General features: G+C 30.0%; 19 protein-coding genes. All 19 read right to left on the bottom strand.

Translation table 11 applies throughout. The annotated features are described in order from the left end of the window. Positions 1–126 precede the first annotated feature (126 nt). The 19 genes from ACTF54_RS12385 to rfbC all read right to left on the bottom strand — a co-directional run bounded on the left by ACTF54_RS12385 (position 127) and on the right by rfbC (position 18581). Entirely contained in the window at positions 127–1185 is a 1059-nt protein-coding gene (locus ACTF54_RS12385; RefSeq protein WP_438969488.1) for a glycosyltransferase family 4 protein, read from the bottom strand. After that, a complete protein-coding gene (locus tag ACTF54_RS12380; protein WP_438969487.1) occupies positions 1185–2267 on the bottom strand; it encodes a glycosyltransferase in 1083 nt (360 codons plus the stop codon). Before ACTF54_RS12380 ends, ACTF54_RS12385 begins: the two co-directional genes overlap by 1 nt. Positions 2268–2508: 241 nt before the next feature. Next, entirely contained in the window at positions 2509–2640 is a 132-nt protein-coding gene (locus ACTF54_RS12375) for a hypothetical protein (RefSeq protein WP_438969486.1), read from the bottom strand. Between the two features lie 195 nt (positions 2641–2835). Then, positions 2836–3354: a hypothetical protein gene (locus ACTF54_RS12370; RefSeq protein ID WP_438969485.1), complete on the bottom strand. Its 519-nt coding sequence runs from the start codon at positions 3352–3354 to the stop codon at positions 2836–2838. A gap of 5 nt (positions 3355–3359) precedes the next feature. Then, the gene (locus tag ACTF54_RS12365) at positions 3360–3677 is read right to left on the bottom strand and encodes a hypothetical protein (protein WP_438969484.1); all 318 of its coding nucleotides are present in this window, start codon (positions 3675–3677) and stop codon (positions 3360–3362) included. Positions 3678–3703: 26 nt separating this feature from the next. Further along, positions 3704–4141, bottom strand: coding sequence for a hypothetical protein (locus tag ACTF54_RS12360; RefSeq protein ID WP_438969483.1), 438 nt, complete (start codon positions 4139–4141; stop codon positions 3704–3706). Between the two features lie 233 nt (positions 4142–4374). Then, on the bottom strand, positions 4375–5229 hold the full coding sequence (locus ACTF54_RS12355) for a glycosyltransferase family 2 protein (protein ID WP_438969482.1): 855 nt from the start codon (positions 5227–5229) through the stop codon (positions 4375–4377). Then, positions 5222–6385 carry a glycosyltransferase gene (locus ACTF54_RS12350; protein WP_438969481.1) on the bottom strand — a complete coding sequence of 388 codons (1164 nt, stop codon included), beginning with the start codon at positions 6383–6385 and terminating at the stop codon, positions 5222–5224. Before ACTF54_RS12350 ends, ACTF54_RS12355 begins: the two co-directional genes overlap by 8 nt. Continuing rightward, the gene (locus ACTF54_RS12345) at positions 6385–7887 is read right to left on the bottom strand and encodes a hypothetical protein (RefSeq protein ID WP_438969480.1); all 1503 of its coding nucleotides are present in this window, start codon (positions 7885–7887) and stop codon (positions 6385–6387) included. Before ACTF54_RS12345 ends, ACTF54_RS12350 begins: the two co-directional genes overlap by 1 nt. Further along, positions 7880–8986, bottom strand: a complete 1107-nt coding sequence (gene wecB / locus ACTF54_RS12340) for a non-hydrolyzing UDP-N-acetylglucosamine 2-epimerase (protein WP_438969479.1) — start codon at positions 8984–8986, stop codon at positions 7880–7882. The genes ACTF54_RS12345 and wecB overlap by 8 nt, the downstream gene beginning before the upstream one ends. A 1422-nt stretch (positions 8987–10408) precedes the next feature. Further along, positions 10409–11836 carry a lipopolysaccharide biosynthesis protein gene (locus tag ACTF54_RS12335; RefSeq protein ID WP_438969478.1) on the bottom strand — a complete coding sequence of 476 codons (1428 nt, stop codon included), beginning with the start codon at positions 11834–11836 and terminating at the stop codon, positions 10409–10411. After that, positions 11833–12858, bottom strand: a complete 1026-nt coding sequence (pseI, locus tag ACTF54_RS12330; RefSeq protein WP_438969477.1) for a pseudaminic acid synthase — start codon at positions 12856–12858, stop codon at positions 11833–11835. Before pseI ends, ACTF54_RS12335 begins: the two co-directional genes overlap by 4 nt. Continuing rightward, complete coding sequence (locus ACTF54_RS12325) at positions 12855–13715, bottom strand: methionyl-tRNA formyltransferase (protein WP_438969476.1); 861 nt, start codon at positions 13713–13715, stop codon at positions 12855–12857. The genes pseI and ACTF54_RS12325 overlap by 4 nt, the downstream gene beginning before the upstream one ends. Next, positions 13712–14269, bottom strand: coding sequence for a GNAT family N-acetyltransferase (locus tag ACTF54_RS12320; RefSeq protein ID WP_438969475.1), 558 nt, complete (start codon positions 14267–14269; stop codon positions 13712–13714). The genes ACTF54_RS12325 and ACTF54_RS12320 overlap by 4 nt, the downstream gene beginning before the upstream one ends. Then, on the bottom strand, positions 14256–14942 hold the full coding sequence (gene pseF / locus ACTF54_RS12315; RefSeq protein WP_438969474.1) for a pseudaminic acid cytidylyltransferase: 687 nt from the start codon (positions 14940–14942) through the stop codon (positions 14256–14258). The genes ACTF54_RS12320 and pseF overlap by 14 nt, the downstream gene beginning before the upstream one ends. Further along, the gene (pseC, locus tag ACTF54_RS12310) at positions 14935–16128 is read right to left on the bottom strand and encodes a UDP-4-amino-4,6-dideoxy-N-acetyl-beta-L-altrosamine transaminase (RefSeq protein WP_438969473.1); all 1194 of its coding nucleotides are present in this window, start codon (positions 16126–16128) and stop codon (positions 14935–14937) included. Before pseC ends, pseF begins: the two co-directional genes overlap by 8 nt. Before the next feature lie 9 nt (positions 16129–16137). Then, on the bottom strand, positions 16138–17151 hold the full coding sequence (pseB, locus tag ACTF54_RS12305; protein WP_438969472.1) for a UDP-N-acetylglucosamine 4,6-dehydratase (inverting): 1014 nt from the start codon (positions 17149–17151) through the stop codon (positions 16138–16140). A gap of 13 nt (positions 17152–17164) precedes the next feature. Then, positions 17165–18034 (bottom strand): glucose-1-phosphate thymidylyltransferase RfbA, encoded by an 870-nt coding sequence (gene rfbA / locus ACTF54_RS12300; protein WP_438969471.1) that lies wholly within the window; start codon positions 18032–18034, stop codon positions 17165–17167. A gap of 4 nt (positions 18035–18038) precedes the next feature. After that, positions 18039–18581 (bottom strand): dTDP-4-dehydrorhamnose 3,5-epimerase, encoded by a 543-nt coding sequence (rfbC, locus tag ACTF54_RS12295; protein ID WP_438969470.1) that lies wholly within the window; start codon positions 18579–18581, stop codon positions 18039–18041. Positions 18582–18662 lie beyond the last annotated feature (81 nt).

Here is an 18662-nt window from a genome sequence, read left to right as displayed (position 1 = left end):
ACTTCTTCATCAAAGAACAACTAAATAAAAACTTTTTGTCTAATTTTAAAGTGTCCTATTTTTGTGGAAGCCTACACTACCATTAAAGCAGCAATACCTCTAAATACCTGGAGTATGTCAAGGTATCTACGCACTTTCATTCTTTAATAATTGTAACCACTTATTATTTGTTATTTGTAATGAATACATTTGTTCTACTGCGTTTCTACCCATTAGCCCCATTTTAATTTGAAGTGATTTATTTAATATTAATTTTTCAAGTGCATTAAACCAGTCTTCTTGACTACTAGCCAATATACCATTATTTGGTTGAACTACTTCTTTATTCATTCCCACTGGAGATGCTACCACAGGTAAACTGCATGCCATGTATTGAATTAATTTATAAGAACATTTTCCTAATTCCCATGGTGTGTCATCTAGTGGCATAATTCCGATATCAAATTTTGAAATCTCCGAAGCCTCAGTTACTTCTTTCCACGGAATAAAGTGAAAGCAATTATCTTTTTCATACTTTGCTTTAGCTCCTATTATATGAAAGTTAATATCGTATTGATTAGCCAATTGTTTAAATACCGGGATAAGTTTTTTGAAATATTTATAGGTAGATGGAGATCCTATCCAGCCTATAATTGTTGTATAATTATCTTTTTGAATTGAAATGTTCTTGTATCGTTTTAAATCAACTACAGTAGGTATAATTTTGATAGATGAGGCTCCGGCATTTTTCGCACGATTAGCAAGGTAATTATTACCAGCAATGACACAAGTACTATTTTTCATTACTATATCTATTTTATTTCTCAACAGAAATCTTATGATCCAACTTTTATGTAGATCATAATTATGAAATATGGCATCATCATAATCCACATAATATGAAACACCTAAATACTTTATAATTTGTTCAGTCCAGGCTGGGGCATAAGGAAATAATTCTTTTTCAATAACAACCTTGTCATATCTGAAAAACGTAAATAGCTTAATAAAACGTTCTAAGTAAGCTTTAAGTATTGTAAATTTTGAATGTTTTTTTTGATATAAAGAAGTTAGGTAATAATCATTAAACAATGGACTTACAGAAATCTCTAATCCATTTTCTTCCAAGTAAGAGAAATATTGGTAACTACGTAAACGGCTGCTCGCACCAAGTCGTGAATATTTTGTGAAATAAAGAATTTGCACTATATGATTATGTTTTTATACTGACTAACAATGGTTTTTAATTGATATTTTTTTCTAGCGTTTTTCATTAACTCATTTTTATTAAAAATGGAATTTTTATTTAAAGAATCAATCATTAATTGAGTAAGGGCTTCTTGATTTTTTAAAGGAAATAACCTACCATTAGATATATCTATGGTCTCACTATTACCTCCAGGACAATCGCTTGCTAGTATAGGTGTTCCCAAACATAGTGATTCTATAATTACGTTTGAAAACCCCTCATATAATGACGATGAAATTAAAAATTTTGCAGATTTCATTAATGGATATGGATTAGGTTGGTGTCCTAACAAAAAAACATTTTTGTTCAATTCTTTTTTATCTATAACATCTTGCATTGTATCTCTTAGATTTCCCTCACCTAGTATTGCGAGTTTAAATGCTATTTGTTTATTTTTTAATAATGCACACGCATTAAGTAAGGTAAAATAGTCTTTTTGAGGATTGAGTCTTCCAACTGCTACAAAATCAAAACTTGAATGAAATACAGGCTTCTTTGATAATGCAGAAATACGTTCTACGTTTACTGGATTATAAATTACATAAGACTCTTTGGGTATACAATTTGTTTCTTTAATAAAATCCTCTTTCATATAATTACATTGAAAGATTAATTTATCAGATTTTTTTGCAATTCTCTTATTTGCTAGAATATATAGATAGCGTTTTATGGAGTTAGTAAATAGCTTTTTTTCTGCACCGATGGTGTTTCCTAAACGATTAATAATTGTAATAGCATTTGAAATAAATGGTTTTGCAATAGCAGTTGTTAGACTAGCCCCTAAAGTAGCAAAAACAACTGTTGGTTTATGTTTTTTACAAAATTTTATAAAAGGCATTACCATTTTTGAGCCTGATGTAACGCCTAGTTCTAACACCTTTATATCTTGTGGTATAAGGTTTGATAAATCACCTTGTTTTTTTCCTAAAAGCAGGAGATATGATGACTTTTCATCGGTGTTGTAAAATTCGTTTAAAAGGGTTAGCATTACTCTTTCTGCACCACCAGCTCTTAAATCAGGTATAAAAAAAACAATCATTGTTGTGTGTTAATAGTATTATTGGATAAATGATTGCAAATATATGTGTTTCATATTTGTATCGCTTTCGCCAAAGCGATATATAAATAGTATACAGACATCGCAATTAACCAATCTTATTAGATTGCTAGATTATTCTCAATAAACTTTAACATCTTTGCTATTTCATTATATTGACCATCATATTTATCTTTTTTAAGATCGTCTTCTATCTTTTTAAAGTCAATTAATTGATATAATTCTACATCTTTATTTTTTTAAATAATGTAATGTTATTTACTTTATTTGTAAAACCGCTTCTCAATCTAGTATTAGTATCTCCTTTTCTTAATTTCCATTCGATTTTAGGTAAATAAGGGAATATATAATTCATTGTTTTTTGAAAAAGATTAGACACTAATTCATTTTTTGCTGTAAGGATTGCTGCCCATGGTGCCTTACCTTGTGTTATGGTATTATATATTCTATAATTTATACCTTGTTTTAGTGACCTTTGTAATTGATTTTTATTTGCTAGAAAAACTAGTTTATTAAAATTTTCACTTGCAAAGGGAGCAAATACATCGTGTTATTTATTGCTTTCTTGGGAATAGATATAGCCCTGCCTTCCTCTAAAACGTTCTAAATGAAAAAATGCCGATGCTAATAATTGCACAAAATTAGGGGCGTCTTTAAAAACTGCATATTTTTTTAAGAAATACTGTTCTAGTTTAATCGCCATTTTTTCTGAAACATCTTTATTTATTAATGAATGTTTTGTTATTAATTCTGAATAAGATTTTATAAAACTATTAAAGTTAGATTTATTAAGGTCCTTTAATTGCTTTTCTCCAAATTCCCAGTCAGTATCAGCACCATTACCTCCTAAACTAACTTTAAAACTATTTTCTATTTTATAAAAGGATTTAACTGCATTAATAAAAGTAGAATAGAAGGGATCATTGTTAGAGTTTTGAAATTCAGATATTTTAATTTTAAAATTATTGAGCGTTGTGGGGATTTTAATTTTTTGATGCTTTACTTTAAACTTTCGGCTCAATTTACTGGCAATAAAAAAATCTAAAAAACCTGCTCTATTATAGGACATGGTTTCTAAAGAATTACCGCTAGTATTATAAAAAAACTTAAAATTAACCTACCGTCAAAACCACCAGAAAGAGGAATAACAATATGGTGATATTTCCTTAAATAAGTAGCATTACTTTTATATTCATCGATAACTAATTTTAATTGATTTTCAAAATCGGTATCAGGTTGTAATAGATCTGATATAGCTTTATAGTTTGAAAGAACAAAACCAGTAGTAGTAATTACTATTTTACCATATTCGGGCATGGTATAAACATCTTTATATAACGTCTCATAACCTGGATAAACTCCATATCTAACAGTCATATAGTCTAACAGCATTTGTTCCCTATCTGGAATTAACAAACCTATTTTTTTAACAAATCTATCGAGTTAGTTACATAGATATCATGATTATGCTTAAAATAAAAAACTTTATGAAACCCAAAGTTATCTACTATACATTCAAACCTATCTTTGATTATTTTAAAAATAGAAAACTGACCACTATAAGTTTCTATATGATTTATGGTTACATTTTCAATAGTTCTAAGGTCGATATCTGAAGAATGTTTACCTAGTAATAAGCCTGAATAGCCATTAATTGAGTTTTCTGAAAATTGGATATATTTTTTTTGACATTTTTCAAAGTTGGTTGATATTGAAATAAAGTGAAAATCACCTAATCTTTTATTAACAATTGTATTATGCCGCAGTTGGTCAATTGATAATGAAAACTGAGTTGCTTTATTTATAAAATCAGATGAAAAATCTGTTTTACTATATTTTAAAATCCAAATATTCATTACACCAGTCTATTTTTAAGTCTCGTCATTAAACTAGGTTTATATTCTTTATAGGTTTCCATTCATAAAAATCAAGAGATGGAAGTGTTTTTGGGGTATGATCAAGACTATTGGTAAAAAAAATGCAAAATATATTGAATTAAATAGCATTAATAAAGTTCTATTATTATTGAAGTGATTTAATAGGTTTTCACGAAAGCGTAAAAGTAGTATTTAAAAAGTTAGTAATAATTTTATAATGCTTTACTTATGTTTATAATAATTTTGAGAGTGATTTTTCTAAAAATACTAATTGGGTTTTTTATAATTCCTTTCTTGTAATATTCAAAAGCACTTTCATTATTTGCTATTGCCAAACTAGCTAATTTCATATAAAATTTTGATTTTAAATAAGTACTTTTATTATTAGATCTAAATAAAACTTCATACTGTTTCAATAAACCAAATAAAGCTTTAGAAATGTCATTACGTCTAGTCTCTGTAAGTGAATTATCATGAAATCGATAATAATAGAGTTTTTCTTGTAAAGGACTAAACTTATAATTTTCAAAAGCTGCTCTTATCCAAAAATCATAATCTTCAACTAAAAATAAAGATGGATTGTACCCTTCTAATTTTTGATGCATTTCTTTCTTATATAGAAAACAAGCCTTAACTACATTATCAATTAACACATTTTCTTGTTTACCTACCTTTCTTTCTCCTGTAATTTTATCATCATTATTTATTGTAAAATAAGGTGCAAAAACCAAATCAGCATTTTCATTTTCTAAATTAAACACCATTTTCTCAATAGCATCACTTTTATAAAAGTTATCATCTGAAGTCCAAGTTAAATAGTCTCCATATGCAATATTAAAACCAATATTTAATGATCTGGGTAGTCGTTGATTTGTTTCGTTTTTAATATATTTAATTCTATGATCTTTATAGGAAAGTATAATTTCCTCTGTATTATCTGTCGAGCAATCATTAACTATTATAAGTTCAATATTTTGATAGGTTTGGGTTAAACAGCTATCTATAGATTTTTTTAAAAAATCATTACCGTTATAGGTTGGCAAAACAATTGAAACGAGTTTATTCATATAATTTTAATATTGTAGAACAATAATATTCTTTAGAGAATTTACCTTCAATTGTTTTAACAGAATTTGCTTTAATGTGGGTTACCGCTTCATTAGTCAATTGTAATACCGATTCTATTTTCTCTGTGGCTATTTTTACATCTCCAGAAGGCACTAAAAAACCATTTTCATTATCATTTACTATCTCAGGAATACCGCCAACCTCACTAGCTATAATAATTGCCTGACATCCCATAGCCTCTATTACAACATTAGGTAAGCCTTCTCTTTTAGAAAACAACAACACAACATCGGCTGCTTGTAAAAAATTATTTACGTCATTTCTATAACCAACAAACTTTACTGAATCAACTAGATTAAGATCCCTTACTAATATTGTTAATTTTTCTAAATAAGTAGAATCACCTTTTCCTACTATAAATAATTTAGCCTTATGCGTTTTTAAAATTGGCGCACAGGATTTTATTAAAAATTCTAACCCTTTGACAGGGACAATATTTGAGACACAGACTAATTTTAAACCATCATATTGAAAAACATCGACATTATCACTGTTATTAATTGGTTCAAAATAGTCATATAAAGTTTGTATTTTGGATGATTCTAAACCTACTTTTGTTACCCAAAAATTACTAGTATCATTTGAAACAGCAATATATTTTTCTACATGCTCGTTAGCAAAATTTATATATTTTTTTGAAAAGTGAATTTTACCTAATTGGTATTTACTTCTTAAATGTGATATTATTGGTATTTTTTTATTAATCCCAGCAATTAACCCTATTCTATCTCTAAAAAGTTCTGTATTCAAGTGTACATAATCAACTTTGTCTTTTTCTATAATGGTTTCTAGTTTTTTTATAGCGTCTTTATGCAACCATTTTAAAAATGGTATAACTTTGAATTTTACAAAGCCTTTCATAAAAAAAGCATTTAAAGTAGAATGAAGATTCATTTTATGCTTAGAGAACACATTATCATTGATCAAATAAACTTTATAACCCTTTTCTCTAAATATGGTAACCCAATTATTCGTATTAAAAAAAACAACAATTGGTTTGTTTTTGGTTTTATCTAATGCTTCAATGTGCTTTGCTAAGCTCATAAAAGATCCACCCTCATGGACTCCACTTTCAACAAAAAGTATATTTTGCATTAGCTCAGATTTTTAAAAATTTTTTCTGCAAATAAATTTACTACCTCAGGATGATCTAATACTTTTTGTTTACTAACACCTGACCAAACTAACCCTCCATCGAAAGGGAATGAAACTTCGTTTACAGCAGCTATCAATTTAATTAAGACTTCATCATCAGCAGTCTCTATTTTATCTAAATTGGCTAATATTTGATTTAATCGTGACAAATCATTTGTACATACAAAGCCTTTGTCTATAAATCTATAAATAAAATCACCCAAAAAGACAGCTGGTTTATTTAAAAAAATAGATTCTAAACCAGAAGTGCCTGTTAATGTAATTATAGCTTTAGCTGCATTAATAAATCTAAAAGATGGCTCTGTGGGATTTGCCATATAAACACCAGGTAAGGCATTTATTGCTTTATAAAACCCTTTAGGTCTTCTTCCTATCATTGTTAAATGTTCTTTAACAACCAATATATCTGTTATCGCTTTTGACTTAGAAATCGCCTCAATAACAGCTAATTGGTTGGTTTGGCATGAACTTATCACCATTGTTGAAGCTTCAGGATCCACATGTAAAGTATAGAATAGAAAAGATTTTTTTAACAAATATTCTGTATCAAAAAAAGGTTTTTGTTTCCAAAATGATTTAATTCCTTTGGTTATATTATATTCATATTTTATTGTAGATAAATATGATGTATGAAAAAATTCATTTGAACGATTGAATGTTCCTTTCAGGTATTTTGCTGCAAGCTTTAAAGAATACTTTATTTTTGTTTTCTCTAAATAAATTTTATTTTGAAGGATTTGATAATCTGGCTGCTGTTGCTTTTCTCTAAATTTATTTAAATAATCTAATCCGTAATCTAACGAATCTTTAGAGAAATCCGAAATTGGCTTAAGAAATTGAGCTTTCACCAAATCCATTTTGTCGCGAGGACTGCTATCTATAACAACTTTATTATCGATTCTTGAGTGTGTTAATTTCAAAAATTTTATATCTAATTTCACACATAATTCGGCAATAGCCAAAGTAAATGCACCTGCCACAGCATAAGAATAAATTATTTCAGGTTTTGTTTTAGATAAAAAATTATATAAATAAGACAACATATTTACGATATAATTTAAAGTTGCCTCTTTATCTTTACGTATTTTTTCTAAAAAAGGGGAATCGGCAATACCTCCACCCATGAGCAAACCATTACCAATATGCCTGTCAGAAATAATAAATTGATTTAAACGTTTATGGCCTAATAATTCAGCAAAAAAAAGAAGCTGTTTTTGCTCGTAAGGGGTCGAAATCCATTGATGTTCCAAATCATGAGTATAAACAACTTCATCAGCCATAGTACCCCATTCATTTTTTAATATTTGATAATATTTTTTTGGGCCTCCAATAAAGCCACCAGTGATAAGGTTCCCATTATTTAGTTCTTTTATTTTTTTAGAAATCTCAACGGGCCAGTAAAGAAATATTGGAGCGCATACAAAATATATTTTTTTAGACATATTCTTTCAATATAGAGATTATTTTTTTTGAGGCATCACCTTTTCCATAAGGGTTTTTTGCAGCAACCATAGATTCATAAATTTCTTTATCATCAATTAACAGCATTGCTTTGTTTATTATATCTTGTTTTTTAGTCCCTACTAAAACAACTGCTCCCGCTTTAACCACTTCCATTCTTTCAGTATTAGTTCTTGTTACAAGAACAGGCACATTTAAACTAGGTGCTTCTTCTTGAACACCTCCTGAGTCAGAAATAATTAAATAAGACTTAGACATCAGTTCTACAAATGCAGGATAATCCATCGGCATAACTAGCAGTACATTATTCAAGCCGTTTAATATTCGCTCTGCCTCATTTTTTACTAATGGGTTTAAGTGAACTGGGTAAACAAATAATATGTTTGTATTCATGCTTGCTAACTCTTTAATGGCATTGAATATTTCATCAAATCCTTTACCTATATTTTCTCTTCTATGACCCGTTATAGTTATTAAACGCCCATATTTGGAAATTACATTAATTAGGGAATTTGGCAAATGACTTTGACCACGTAATTTATTTTTAGTATAAAGTAAAGCATCAATTACAGTATTTCCAGTTTCAAAAACAACTTCATTTTGAATACCACATTTTAGTAAATTTGAAGTGTTAGTAGCTGTAGGTGTAAAATGAAACTGCGCTATTTGACTAATCAATCTTCTATTAGCTTCTTCTGGAAAGGGATTATACAAATCATCAGTTCTCAGACCAGCTTCTACATGAGCCACTTGTATTTTTCTATTAAATGCAGCTAACGAAGCTACAAAAGCAGTTGTCGTATCGCCTTGGGTAATTACAATATTAGGATTTTCACTTTCATAAAGATTATCCAGTAAATCAATACTTGAATGAATAATCCCATTTAAGCCTTGATTAGGTTTCATTATAGATAAATTATAATCAGGTGTTATATCAAACCAATCTAGTAAAGGCAATAACATTTCTTTATGTTGACCAGTATTAACTACTTTATGATTAACGCCTTTATTAATAAGTTCATGAATTACTGGTGCTAATTTTATGAATTCTGGACGTGTTCCAAATATAACAAATATCATATTAATTTTTTAAATTATATTGATTTATAAAATACTTCAATTCACTAAATATTATTTGACAGATTCTAATCATGTCAATTGGGTAATCAAACTTGAGTTCTCCAAAGTGAAATAAATTACATTAATGTTATTATCTTCATTAATAATATCTTAATCACTTTTCAATTTGTACTATAGCATTAAACCAAATAACATCTTCTATTATTTGTAATAAATTTTAATTGTTTTTTTTCTTAAAGGTTCTTCACAAAAAGAACAAAAGATTGTTGCTAAAATAAAATTAACCATCATGTGTAAAGAAATTTGAAGGATAATATTACCATTAAATATTTCAAATCCAAAATTTATCAACAGTTCATTTATTTTTCTCACTTTTATAAAACTATATAATTGAGTTAAATAAAATGCAAGAGATATTTTTCCTAAAAAAACAAATCTCTTGTTAAATAAAATAGCATCAAACCATGTAAATGATGATAAAGATAAATCAACAGACTAAAAGGTATAATACATAACTGATCAAATAAGTTATCTTGAAATGGTAATAAAGTTATATTTAAAACGCAAATTATAAACAAGATTAATGATATTTTTTTTAGATAACTTGTATTTCAATGAAAAAATGCAGTTAAAACACCTAATATAAACTCAGGCAATATTCTGGGAATGGAAGAAAAGGTATAATGGTCTAAAGAAAAATTTTCAATATTAAACCAATAAATTAGAAATCCGACTACAATTAAACAGAATAGAGAGATAGCTAATCTATTATTGTATTTATATACTAACGCACAAATAGAGAAAATAATTGAATAAGCAAACCATTCAGCAGAAAAACTCCATGAAAAAGTATACCAAGTTAATTTGTTTGTGGTTCCCCATCCATTTAACAATAAAAGATTTTGCAACACACTCTTGGAATAGTCGACTGGAATAGACTCACCTATTCTTATTAATCCTATAACCAAAGGTGCTGCAATTAAAAAAATGTAATGGATAAATTTTAGCAATTCTTTTTATTAGAAAATAATAAAAATCCGAAAATGAAAATTTTTTATTGAAAAATTTTTAAAAATAAACATATGTTAATAAATCCGCTTAAGATAAAAAACACATCAACGCCTAAATAACCTTTTTTTTTTAAAAAAAAAATCAATTTAATTTAATCCTATGCACTCAATAGGTAAATGAAACAAAAAAACCAAAAAGCAGCGTAAAATCTTAAAACAGTTAAGTTGTTTAACATATACTAAATAAGTAAACTAGATTATAACATATTTATTAAATTCATTAACATATACGTATTTCGCTTTCGCGAAAGCGAAAAAACAATAGTTATGGGATTATTATAGTTTATTATCATAAACTATAATAAAATGGTTAAAAATAAGCGCTAGGTAGCGTTAACATAAAAGTTATGTATTATTTCATTCTTAGTATTTTTTTTACTTCATCCTTACTTGTAATGTAATATAATAATGTAGTTAGTACAAAATAAAACACTGTAAATATAATAACACTGTAATACATATTTTCAAACAAATACGTAACTAAATAATTAATAAAAAAACCGAAGGTAGATACATTAATTAAAAACAACATCATTTTACACCATTCAATCCAAAATGAAAAATGCAACATACTACTAATGAAATAAAAATTAATAAATGATGTAATGATATATATAATTGATAAGGCTATTAGAACAATATATAAATCATACAAATAGGCTAAAGAAAAAACGATAGCTAGTCCTACTATTTTTAAAATCAGTTCTATTTTAAAAAAAAGATTCACCTTATTTTTTACTTTAAAAATGCTTTGGCACTGTCCATTCATAGGAATAAAAAGGCCGCCCATGGCAGCTATTTTTAAATAAATCACAGACCCTAACCACTTATCGCCTAATAATATTGTAATTACTTGTTCTGTTTGAAAAAAAAACACACCACTAACTAAAGCAATTAAAAAAGTGACTAGCTTAATATTTTGTAGAATTATCTTTTTTAGTTGACTGGTGTCGTCTTGCAATTTTACCAGAGTTGGATACAAACCTTTTAAAAAAGGACTATTAATAATATCAATGGGTGCATTAAGTAAGCTAATCGATTTTGTATAAAGTCCTAGGGTTGATGGTGAATATACCTTACCATATATTAAATTTAATGATTGGGTATAAAACCTAGAAATTAAACTCACACCTAACAACCTTACACCGAATTTATATAGGGGCAATATAGCCTTAAAATTCAGTACTAATTGGGGTTTGTATTTAACATTATAAACCAATAAAGCGGTGTATATCAAAGCATTTACTAATTGTTGTATAATCAAAGACAGTATCCCAAACCCTAGATAGGCTAGTGTCACACCTACTAACAGGCTAATTAGTGAAGCAGGTATTCTAGAGACAGTTATTTTTTTTAGGTTTAATTCTTTAGTGGCCTTTACAATCTGAATGAGCCCAAAAGCCTCAATAATTAAGGTGAGAGATTGTAATCTGATATAGAAAGATAAGTTTTCATATTCTGGATAAGCATTCTGTATAACAGGAGCGGCTATAAACAGAACTAAATACAATAAACACGACTTACAAATGTTTAACCAAAAGACTGATGAGTAATCTTCATCACTTACATCTTTCTTTTGAATGATCGCCTCTTTTAAACCTGAATCAATAAAAAGCATAGTAAGTAAGTAAAATACATTGACTATCGCTAAAACCCCAAATACTTTAGGGTCTAATAAGCGTGCTAATATAATACTAAGAACAAAGGATACTGCTTTTAAACTTACAGACTCAATAAAAGACCACGTTATATTAGTAGCAGTCGTTTTTTTTAAACTCATTTTTCTAGTCTATCACCTTTTAAAAAGTCTTCTTTTGCCTCAGTACCCAGCATGTCGTAATAATACTTAGGATGAAGACCGAAACCTGGACGTATAGAACGTACATTTTCAGAAGTAAAGAGTTCTCCTTTCTTGATATCTTTAACGACATATAAGGATCGAGAAAAAAACTTACCTTTTTCCTGTTTTTCGGTTAACTCGTAGTTTACGGAACCTAAAGCACTTTCTGCTAACCTTACTTGATCAACCATTTCTTTAAACTCTGCTTCATCCATCGAAAATGAGGCATCTGGTCCACCTATAGATTTATCTAAAATAAAATGTTTTTCAATAATCTTAGCTCCTAAACTAGTTGCAACCACTGGAACAATTGATCCCATGGTATGATCAGAAAGGCCAGGTATTACATCAAAACGCTCTTGTAGATCTTTAATCATCATCATATTTGCCTCATCAATAGGTGCAGGATAAGATGATGTACATTTTAACAAGGAAATATTATTATTTCCAACTTTTCTACAGGTTTCTAATGCTAGCTCTATATCTGGAATAGTTGCAATACCAGTTGAAATAATCACAGGTTTACCTTTGCTCGCCACATATTCTATTAAAGGAATATCAGTAATTTCAAATGAAGCAATTTTATATGCTGGGACTTTTAACTCTTCTAAAAAATCTACGGCTGTAAAATCAAAAGGAGAGGAAAAACATACTAAGCCAAGTTCCTTAGCTAAATCCATAATTTCTTTGTGCCAATCCCAAGGAGTATATGCTTTTTCATATAAGCTGTAGAGATTTTGTCCTTCCCATAGAGTTCCTTTTATAATAAAGTCATCCTTATTACAATCAATTGTTAGAGTATCTGGAGTGTATGTTTGCAATTTGATACAGTCAGCTCCTGCCCTTTTTGCAGCTCTTACTGTTTCTAAAGCTACCTCTAGATTACCATTATGATTTGCAGACAATTCTGCAATTATAAAACAAGGATTATTATTTCCTATTTCCTTTCCATCTATATTCATATATCAAAAACTTGATTTATTTTAAACTTAAAATTATTTCTTACTTCAACTAATTCTAATGATCCATCTGCTGTTTTTACAATAACAGGATTATCGTTTATTATAGTACCATTAGCTGTTTTATAGTGAAATCCAAAATCTGATTTTTTCACCTTGTCAATTATGACTTTTTCTTCACCTATATATGTAAAAGCGCCAGGATAAGGATGAGCTTGAGCTCTAACCCAATTAGTTATCCTTTTAGCACTCCATTCCCAATTGATTCTCCCATCTTCAGGTGTTCTTTTACCAAAATAAGTAGCATTATCTTCATTTTGCTCAGTAAGCTCAATGGAGTTTTCCTCAACCTCTTGTAAAACATTTAAAATATTGACTAAATATTCATCATTATAAATACTTAATAAATCTGCGCCTGTCATCTCTTCGTCAATAGGAATTCTGATTTGTTTTATTATTTTACCTTCATCACATCCAGATGTTATTTCATGTAAAGTTATCCCAGCTTCTTGTTCACCATTGATAATAGCCCACACATGAGGTGTTCTTCCTCTGTATTTAGGCAATAATGATCCATGAATATTTATCGCTATTTTCCTTGGTAAACCAATCAAATCCTCCTCAATTAGAAACAAATAGTTGATAGATAATAAAACATCGATGGTTCTTTTACCAACCGAATTGAATGCTTCACCATTACGTGGATTTCCTTTAAATAAAAAGATGTTTTCTTTTTCCGCAAATTCAATAATTTCAGAGGAATTTGAATCTGTCAAAATGAAATCGATTTCATAATTTGAAAACAATTCTCTTAAAATCTTTAGTCCAAGATTCCCACTTGCCAATACACCTAAAATCATAAATTAGTGATTTTAGAGTGAATAATAACATCCTTGTAACTATTTTCAAAAAAGCAATGTTCCTTTAATCGAGCATCAAAAAAATAATTATTATTTAAAAGTGTTGTGTAAAGATGTGGTCGCAAATCAAATGCATAAACATAAAGTTTATAGAGTTGCAGTTCATTAAATGCTACTTGTTCAATTAAATTCAAATATTCACTCCACAATGTTTCAAAATTTTCTTTTTCGTAATCCGTATTCATGATAAATGATATCTCGACATTTTTATCTATCCAATTGATATGCACCAATCCACCATATCCTATACAGATATCGTTTTGTAAGAACGAGAATAAAATTTGACTGGGTTTTTCTTGTTCAAATAATGACTTGACTACTGAGTTAAAATAATGATTTTGTGATTCAATTGTCAAAGGCTCAGCTTGTCGTAAATGGTACATTTGCTCATTACGCCATTTCATGATATCCATACGGTCTTCAAATCGTATAGGCACAATTTTAAATTCTCCAGAAGAGAATTCTTGTTGAGCAAGACATTTATAAGAGTTCATATTTCAATTCAGCTAATTTCCAGTCTGTTTCGTTATCAATATCCTGACCTTGTAATTCACTAATCACGATACTACCACTATTCTCAGTAATCAATTTTTTGGACTTCAAACATTCTTCCACATTTATCCAGTAAAATTGTCCTGCATCATGATAGGATTTTTCTAAATCTTGACTTCTTGTAGTTGCAAATTCTTGGTTAAAAAAAGTTATATTTCCAGCATCGCTGAGTTTTAACGCGCGTTGAACCGGAAAACTAAAAGGCATAACAGGAAAAACAGAATCAAAACGATTTTCTCCCAATAAAGAAAACGCTGAACTCAAAATTTCAGCATTTACAAATGGAGCTGTTGGATAAATGCAGCAAGCAAATTCAAAGGTTTGGTTTAGTTCAACTTTATATTGATTCAGCACCTCTTCTATTACGTCAAAAGTTGTCGCATAATCATCAGAGTTTTCACTAGATCTTTTAAAAGGTATGTTCGCTCCATATTCATGAGCAATTTCAGCAATTTCATCATCATCTGTTGAAACCATGACTTCATCAAATAACTTAGAATTTAACGCAGCTTCAATAGAATAGGCGATAATAGGTTTACCAAGAAAAGGTTTTATGTTTTTTCTTGGAATCCTCTTACTACCACCACGTGCGGTTATTATGCACAAATTACCCATTATAATAATTATGTATAGTATTCACTACAAACTGCTGTTCTTCATTGCTTAATGTAGGAAACATTGGCAAGCTGATACATTTTTCATAGTACGTCTCAGCCATAGGTAAATCACCTTCTTTCCAGCCTAGTTCTCTATAATAAGGCATTAAATGACATGGTATGTAATGGATTTGAGCATATATTTTTTGCTCTCTTAAGTGATTATACAAACCTAATCTATCCTCTACTTCTACTACATATAAATGATAAGCATGACCTACAATCACGCTACTTTGTCCTTTTATGTAACTTTTACCTTTAAAAGCCTCAAAATAATTTGATGCGATTTCTCTTCTTCTTTTCAGTCCGTCATTTGCTCTTAATAATTGGCTAGAACCTAGAGCTGCCTGAAAATCTGTAATGCGGTAATTATATCCTAGATCTTGCATTTCCATATACCAGGCAGGGTATTGTTCTGTACTCGCTTTCGCGGAAGCGAACTCTATACTATTTGTATATAATTGATCATTCTTGACGATTCCATGAGTTCTAAGTGCTAGAAGTTTATGATACAAAGCCGCATCATTTGTAGTGATCATTCCACCTTCACCACAAGCAATATGTTTAACTGGATGAAAGGAAAATATTGCCAAGTCTGCAAATTTTCCATTCCCACAATTTTGTTGTGTTCCTTTACTATCTGTAAAAAAACCTCCTGGTGAATGACAACTATCTTCTATAATCCAGAGGTTATATTCATCAGCTAATTTTCTAAATTCTTCTAAATCTACCGCTCTACCAGCAAAGTCCACTGGAATTATTCCTTTATAAGTGCCTCTGGGAGCATTTTTCAATAATTTTCTTACTGCATTGATATCTAGTAAATAAGTTGCTGGATCTATGTCTGCAAATACCACTTCTCCACCACAATATCTCACACAATTTGCAGATGCTGCAAATGTCAGTGGTGTTGTGATTACTTTATCTCCAGGTTGCACATCTAGCGCAATTGCATTTAAATGTAATGCAGCTGTACCATTAGACACTGCAACTGCATATTTTGAACCTACATATTCAGCAAATTCTTCTTCAAATTTTAGAATTCTAGGTCCTTGAGTAAGATAGTCTGCCTGTAAGGCTTCAGTAACCGCAAGAATATCTTCTTGAGTAATATTTTGTCTTCCGTAGGGAATTGCTGTGGACATATTTGAAATTTATACTTTGAAATCTGCGTCAACGTGCTCTACGATTAATTTACGTAACGTATCTACCGTATCCCAATCGTCATTTTCACCACTATTATACTTAAATTCTGGTGCTACTTGTTTTGCGTTGTGTTTCTCTATAAACTCTTCCAGTTTCCACTTATGAGTTGCAGGTAAAATCGTGTAATATCGACCTAAATCATACGTATAATAACTATCTGAAGAAGTGATCATTTCTTCATGAATTTTTTCTCCTGGACGTATTCCTACTACTGGATGCTCACATTCTGGACCTATCGCTTCAGCAACATCAGTGATGCGGTAAGACGGAATTTTAGGAACAAATATCTCACCGCCCCAAGCGTGTTCCAATGCATGCATAACCATATCTACTCCACCTTGTAGTGAAATATTAAAACGTGTCATGTCTGTAGAGGTGATAGGTAAAACTCCTTCTTTTTTCTTATTGAGAAAAAATGGGATTACAGATCCATTACTTCCCATCACGTTACCATAACGTACCACACTGAATTTAATAGGATTCCAGCCAGCAATATTATTTGCAGCTACAAATAATTTGTCTGACGCCAATTTAGTAGCTCCGTATAAATTTACAGGAGCTGCAGCCTTATCGGTAGATAATGCTACTACTCTAGTAACTTCAGTTTCCAAAGCTGCGTTTATCACATTTTCTGCACCCATAATATTCGTCTTCACACATTCCATAGGATTGTACTCAGCTATAGGAACATGTTTCATAGCAGCTGCATGGATGATATAATCAACACCTTTAAATGCTCTTTTTAAACGATCAATATCCCTTATATCTCCAATGAAAAATCTCAACTGCGGATATTGCGACACAGGATATTCTTGAGCCATTACAAATTGTTTTTGCTCGTCGCGTGAGAATATTATAATTTTTTTCACATCATCATAATGCTTCAAAATATGTGAAGTAAGTGCTTTACCTAAAGAGCCTGTTCCTCCAGTTATAAGTATCGATTTATCTTTTAGATTCATTTCTAAAATTCTATTAATTAATTAAATTATTCAAATATCCTCCATAACCACTCTTCACTAAAGGCTCAGCCAGTTGACGTAATTGTTCTTTATTTATAAAGTTCATGCGATAAGCAATCTCTTCTATACAGGCGATTTTTAAAGAGGTACGTTTTTCTATGGCTTTAACAAATTCTGTCGCCTCAGTAAGTGCTTCATGTGTTCCTGTATCTAACCAGGCAAATCCACGACTCATGATCTCTAGTTTTAAGTTATTCTGTTCCAGATAAGTAGCGTTTACACTGGTAATTTCTAGCTCACCACGATGTGATGGTTTTACATTTTTAGCCACCTTAATAACAGAATTAGGGTAAAAATACAATCCTACCACAGCATAATTGCTTTTAGGAGCTTCTGGTTTCTCTTCAATACTTATAACATTTCCATCTGCATCAAAATCTGCCACTCCATAGCGTTCTGGATCTTCTACATAATAGCCAAAAACGGTTGCCTTTTCTTCCTTAGTATTCTCTATGGAACGCTGTAACATGCGTTGTAGACCTGCACCATAAAAAATATTATCTCCTAAAACCAAACAAACATCGTCATCTGCAATAAATTCTTCTCCTATAATAAAGGCTTGCGCTAGTCCATCTGGAGATGGCTGCACGGCATAGGATATTTTCATGCCTAAATATGACCCATCACCAAAAAGACGTTCAAAATTAGGTAAGTCTAGGGGTGTAGATATAATCAAAACCTCTTTGATACCAGCAAGCATCAAAACACTTAAGGGATAATAAATCATCGGTTTATCATATATGGGTAGTAACTGCTTAGACACTACATGAGTAAGAGGATGCAATCGTGTACCTGAACCACCGGCAAGTATAATTCCTTTCATAATCCTATTTTAATTGTACCAAAGTAGGTAAATTTAGGTCTTTTTCTGATAAAACTCTTTGGTCCACTGGTATTTTCCAGTCTATTTGAAATGACGTTTCATCATGACGAACGCCATAATCTGCCTCTTTGTTGTAAAAATTATCGCATTTATAAAAAAATGTAGCTGTTTTACTTAATACTGCAAATCCGTGAAAACAACCACGAGGTACAAAAAGCTGGTGCCTGTTTTCTGTATTTAAAATTGCAGTCACCACATTTCCATAAGTATTTGAATCTGCACGCAAATCTACTGCTACATCTAACACTTCTCCCTCTAAAACACTTACTAATTTTGCCTGTGCGTGTTCACCACGTTGTGCGTGCAAACCGCGTATTACTCCGTAATTTGATTGGGACATATTATCCTGAACAAAATTAACTTCTAATCTAGTAAGCTTTTTAAATGTTCTTGCATTAAAACTTTCCATGAAAAAACCACGATCATCCTTAAAAAGTTGAGGCTCTAGTAAAAAACAATCTTTGATCTTCGTTTTATGGACATTCATTTTTTAATGTTTCTACTAATAAATAAAGCAACACTTTGACAAGCTCAGTGCGACTATTATTTTTTGTACTAGTTCTTTTTA

It is taken from the genome of Nonlabens sp. (assembly GCF_965657255.1).
GTDB lineage: Bacteria > Bacteroidota > Bacteroidia > Flavobacteriales > Flavobacteriaceae > Nonlabens.
The sequence above is the reverse complement of the archived record's forward strand: the minus strand, read 5'-3'. Positions and strand labels throughout refer to the sequence as shown.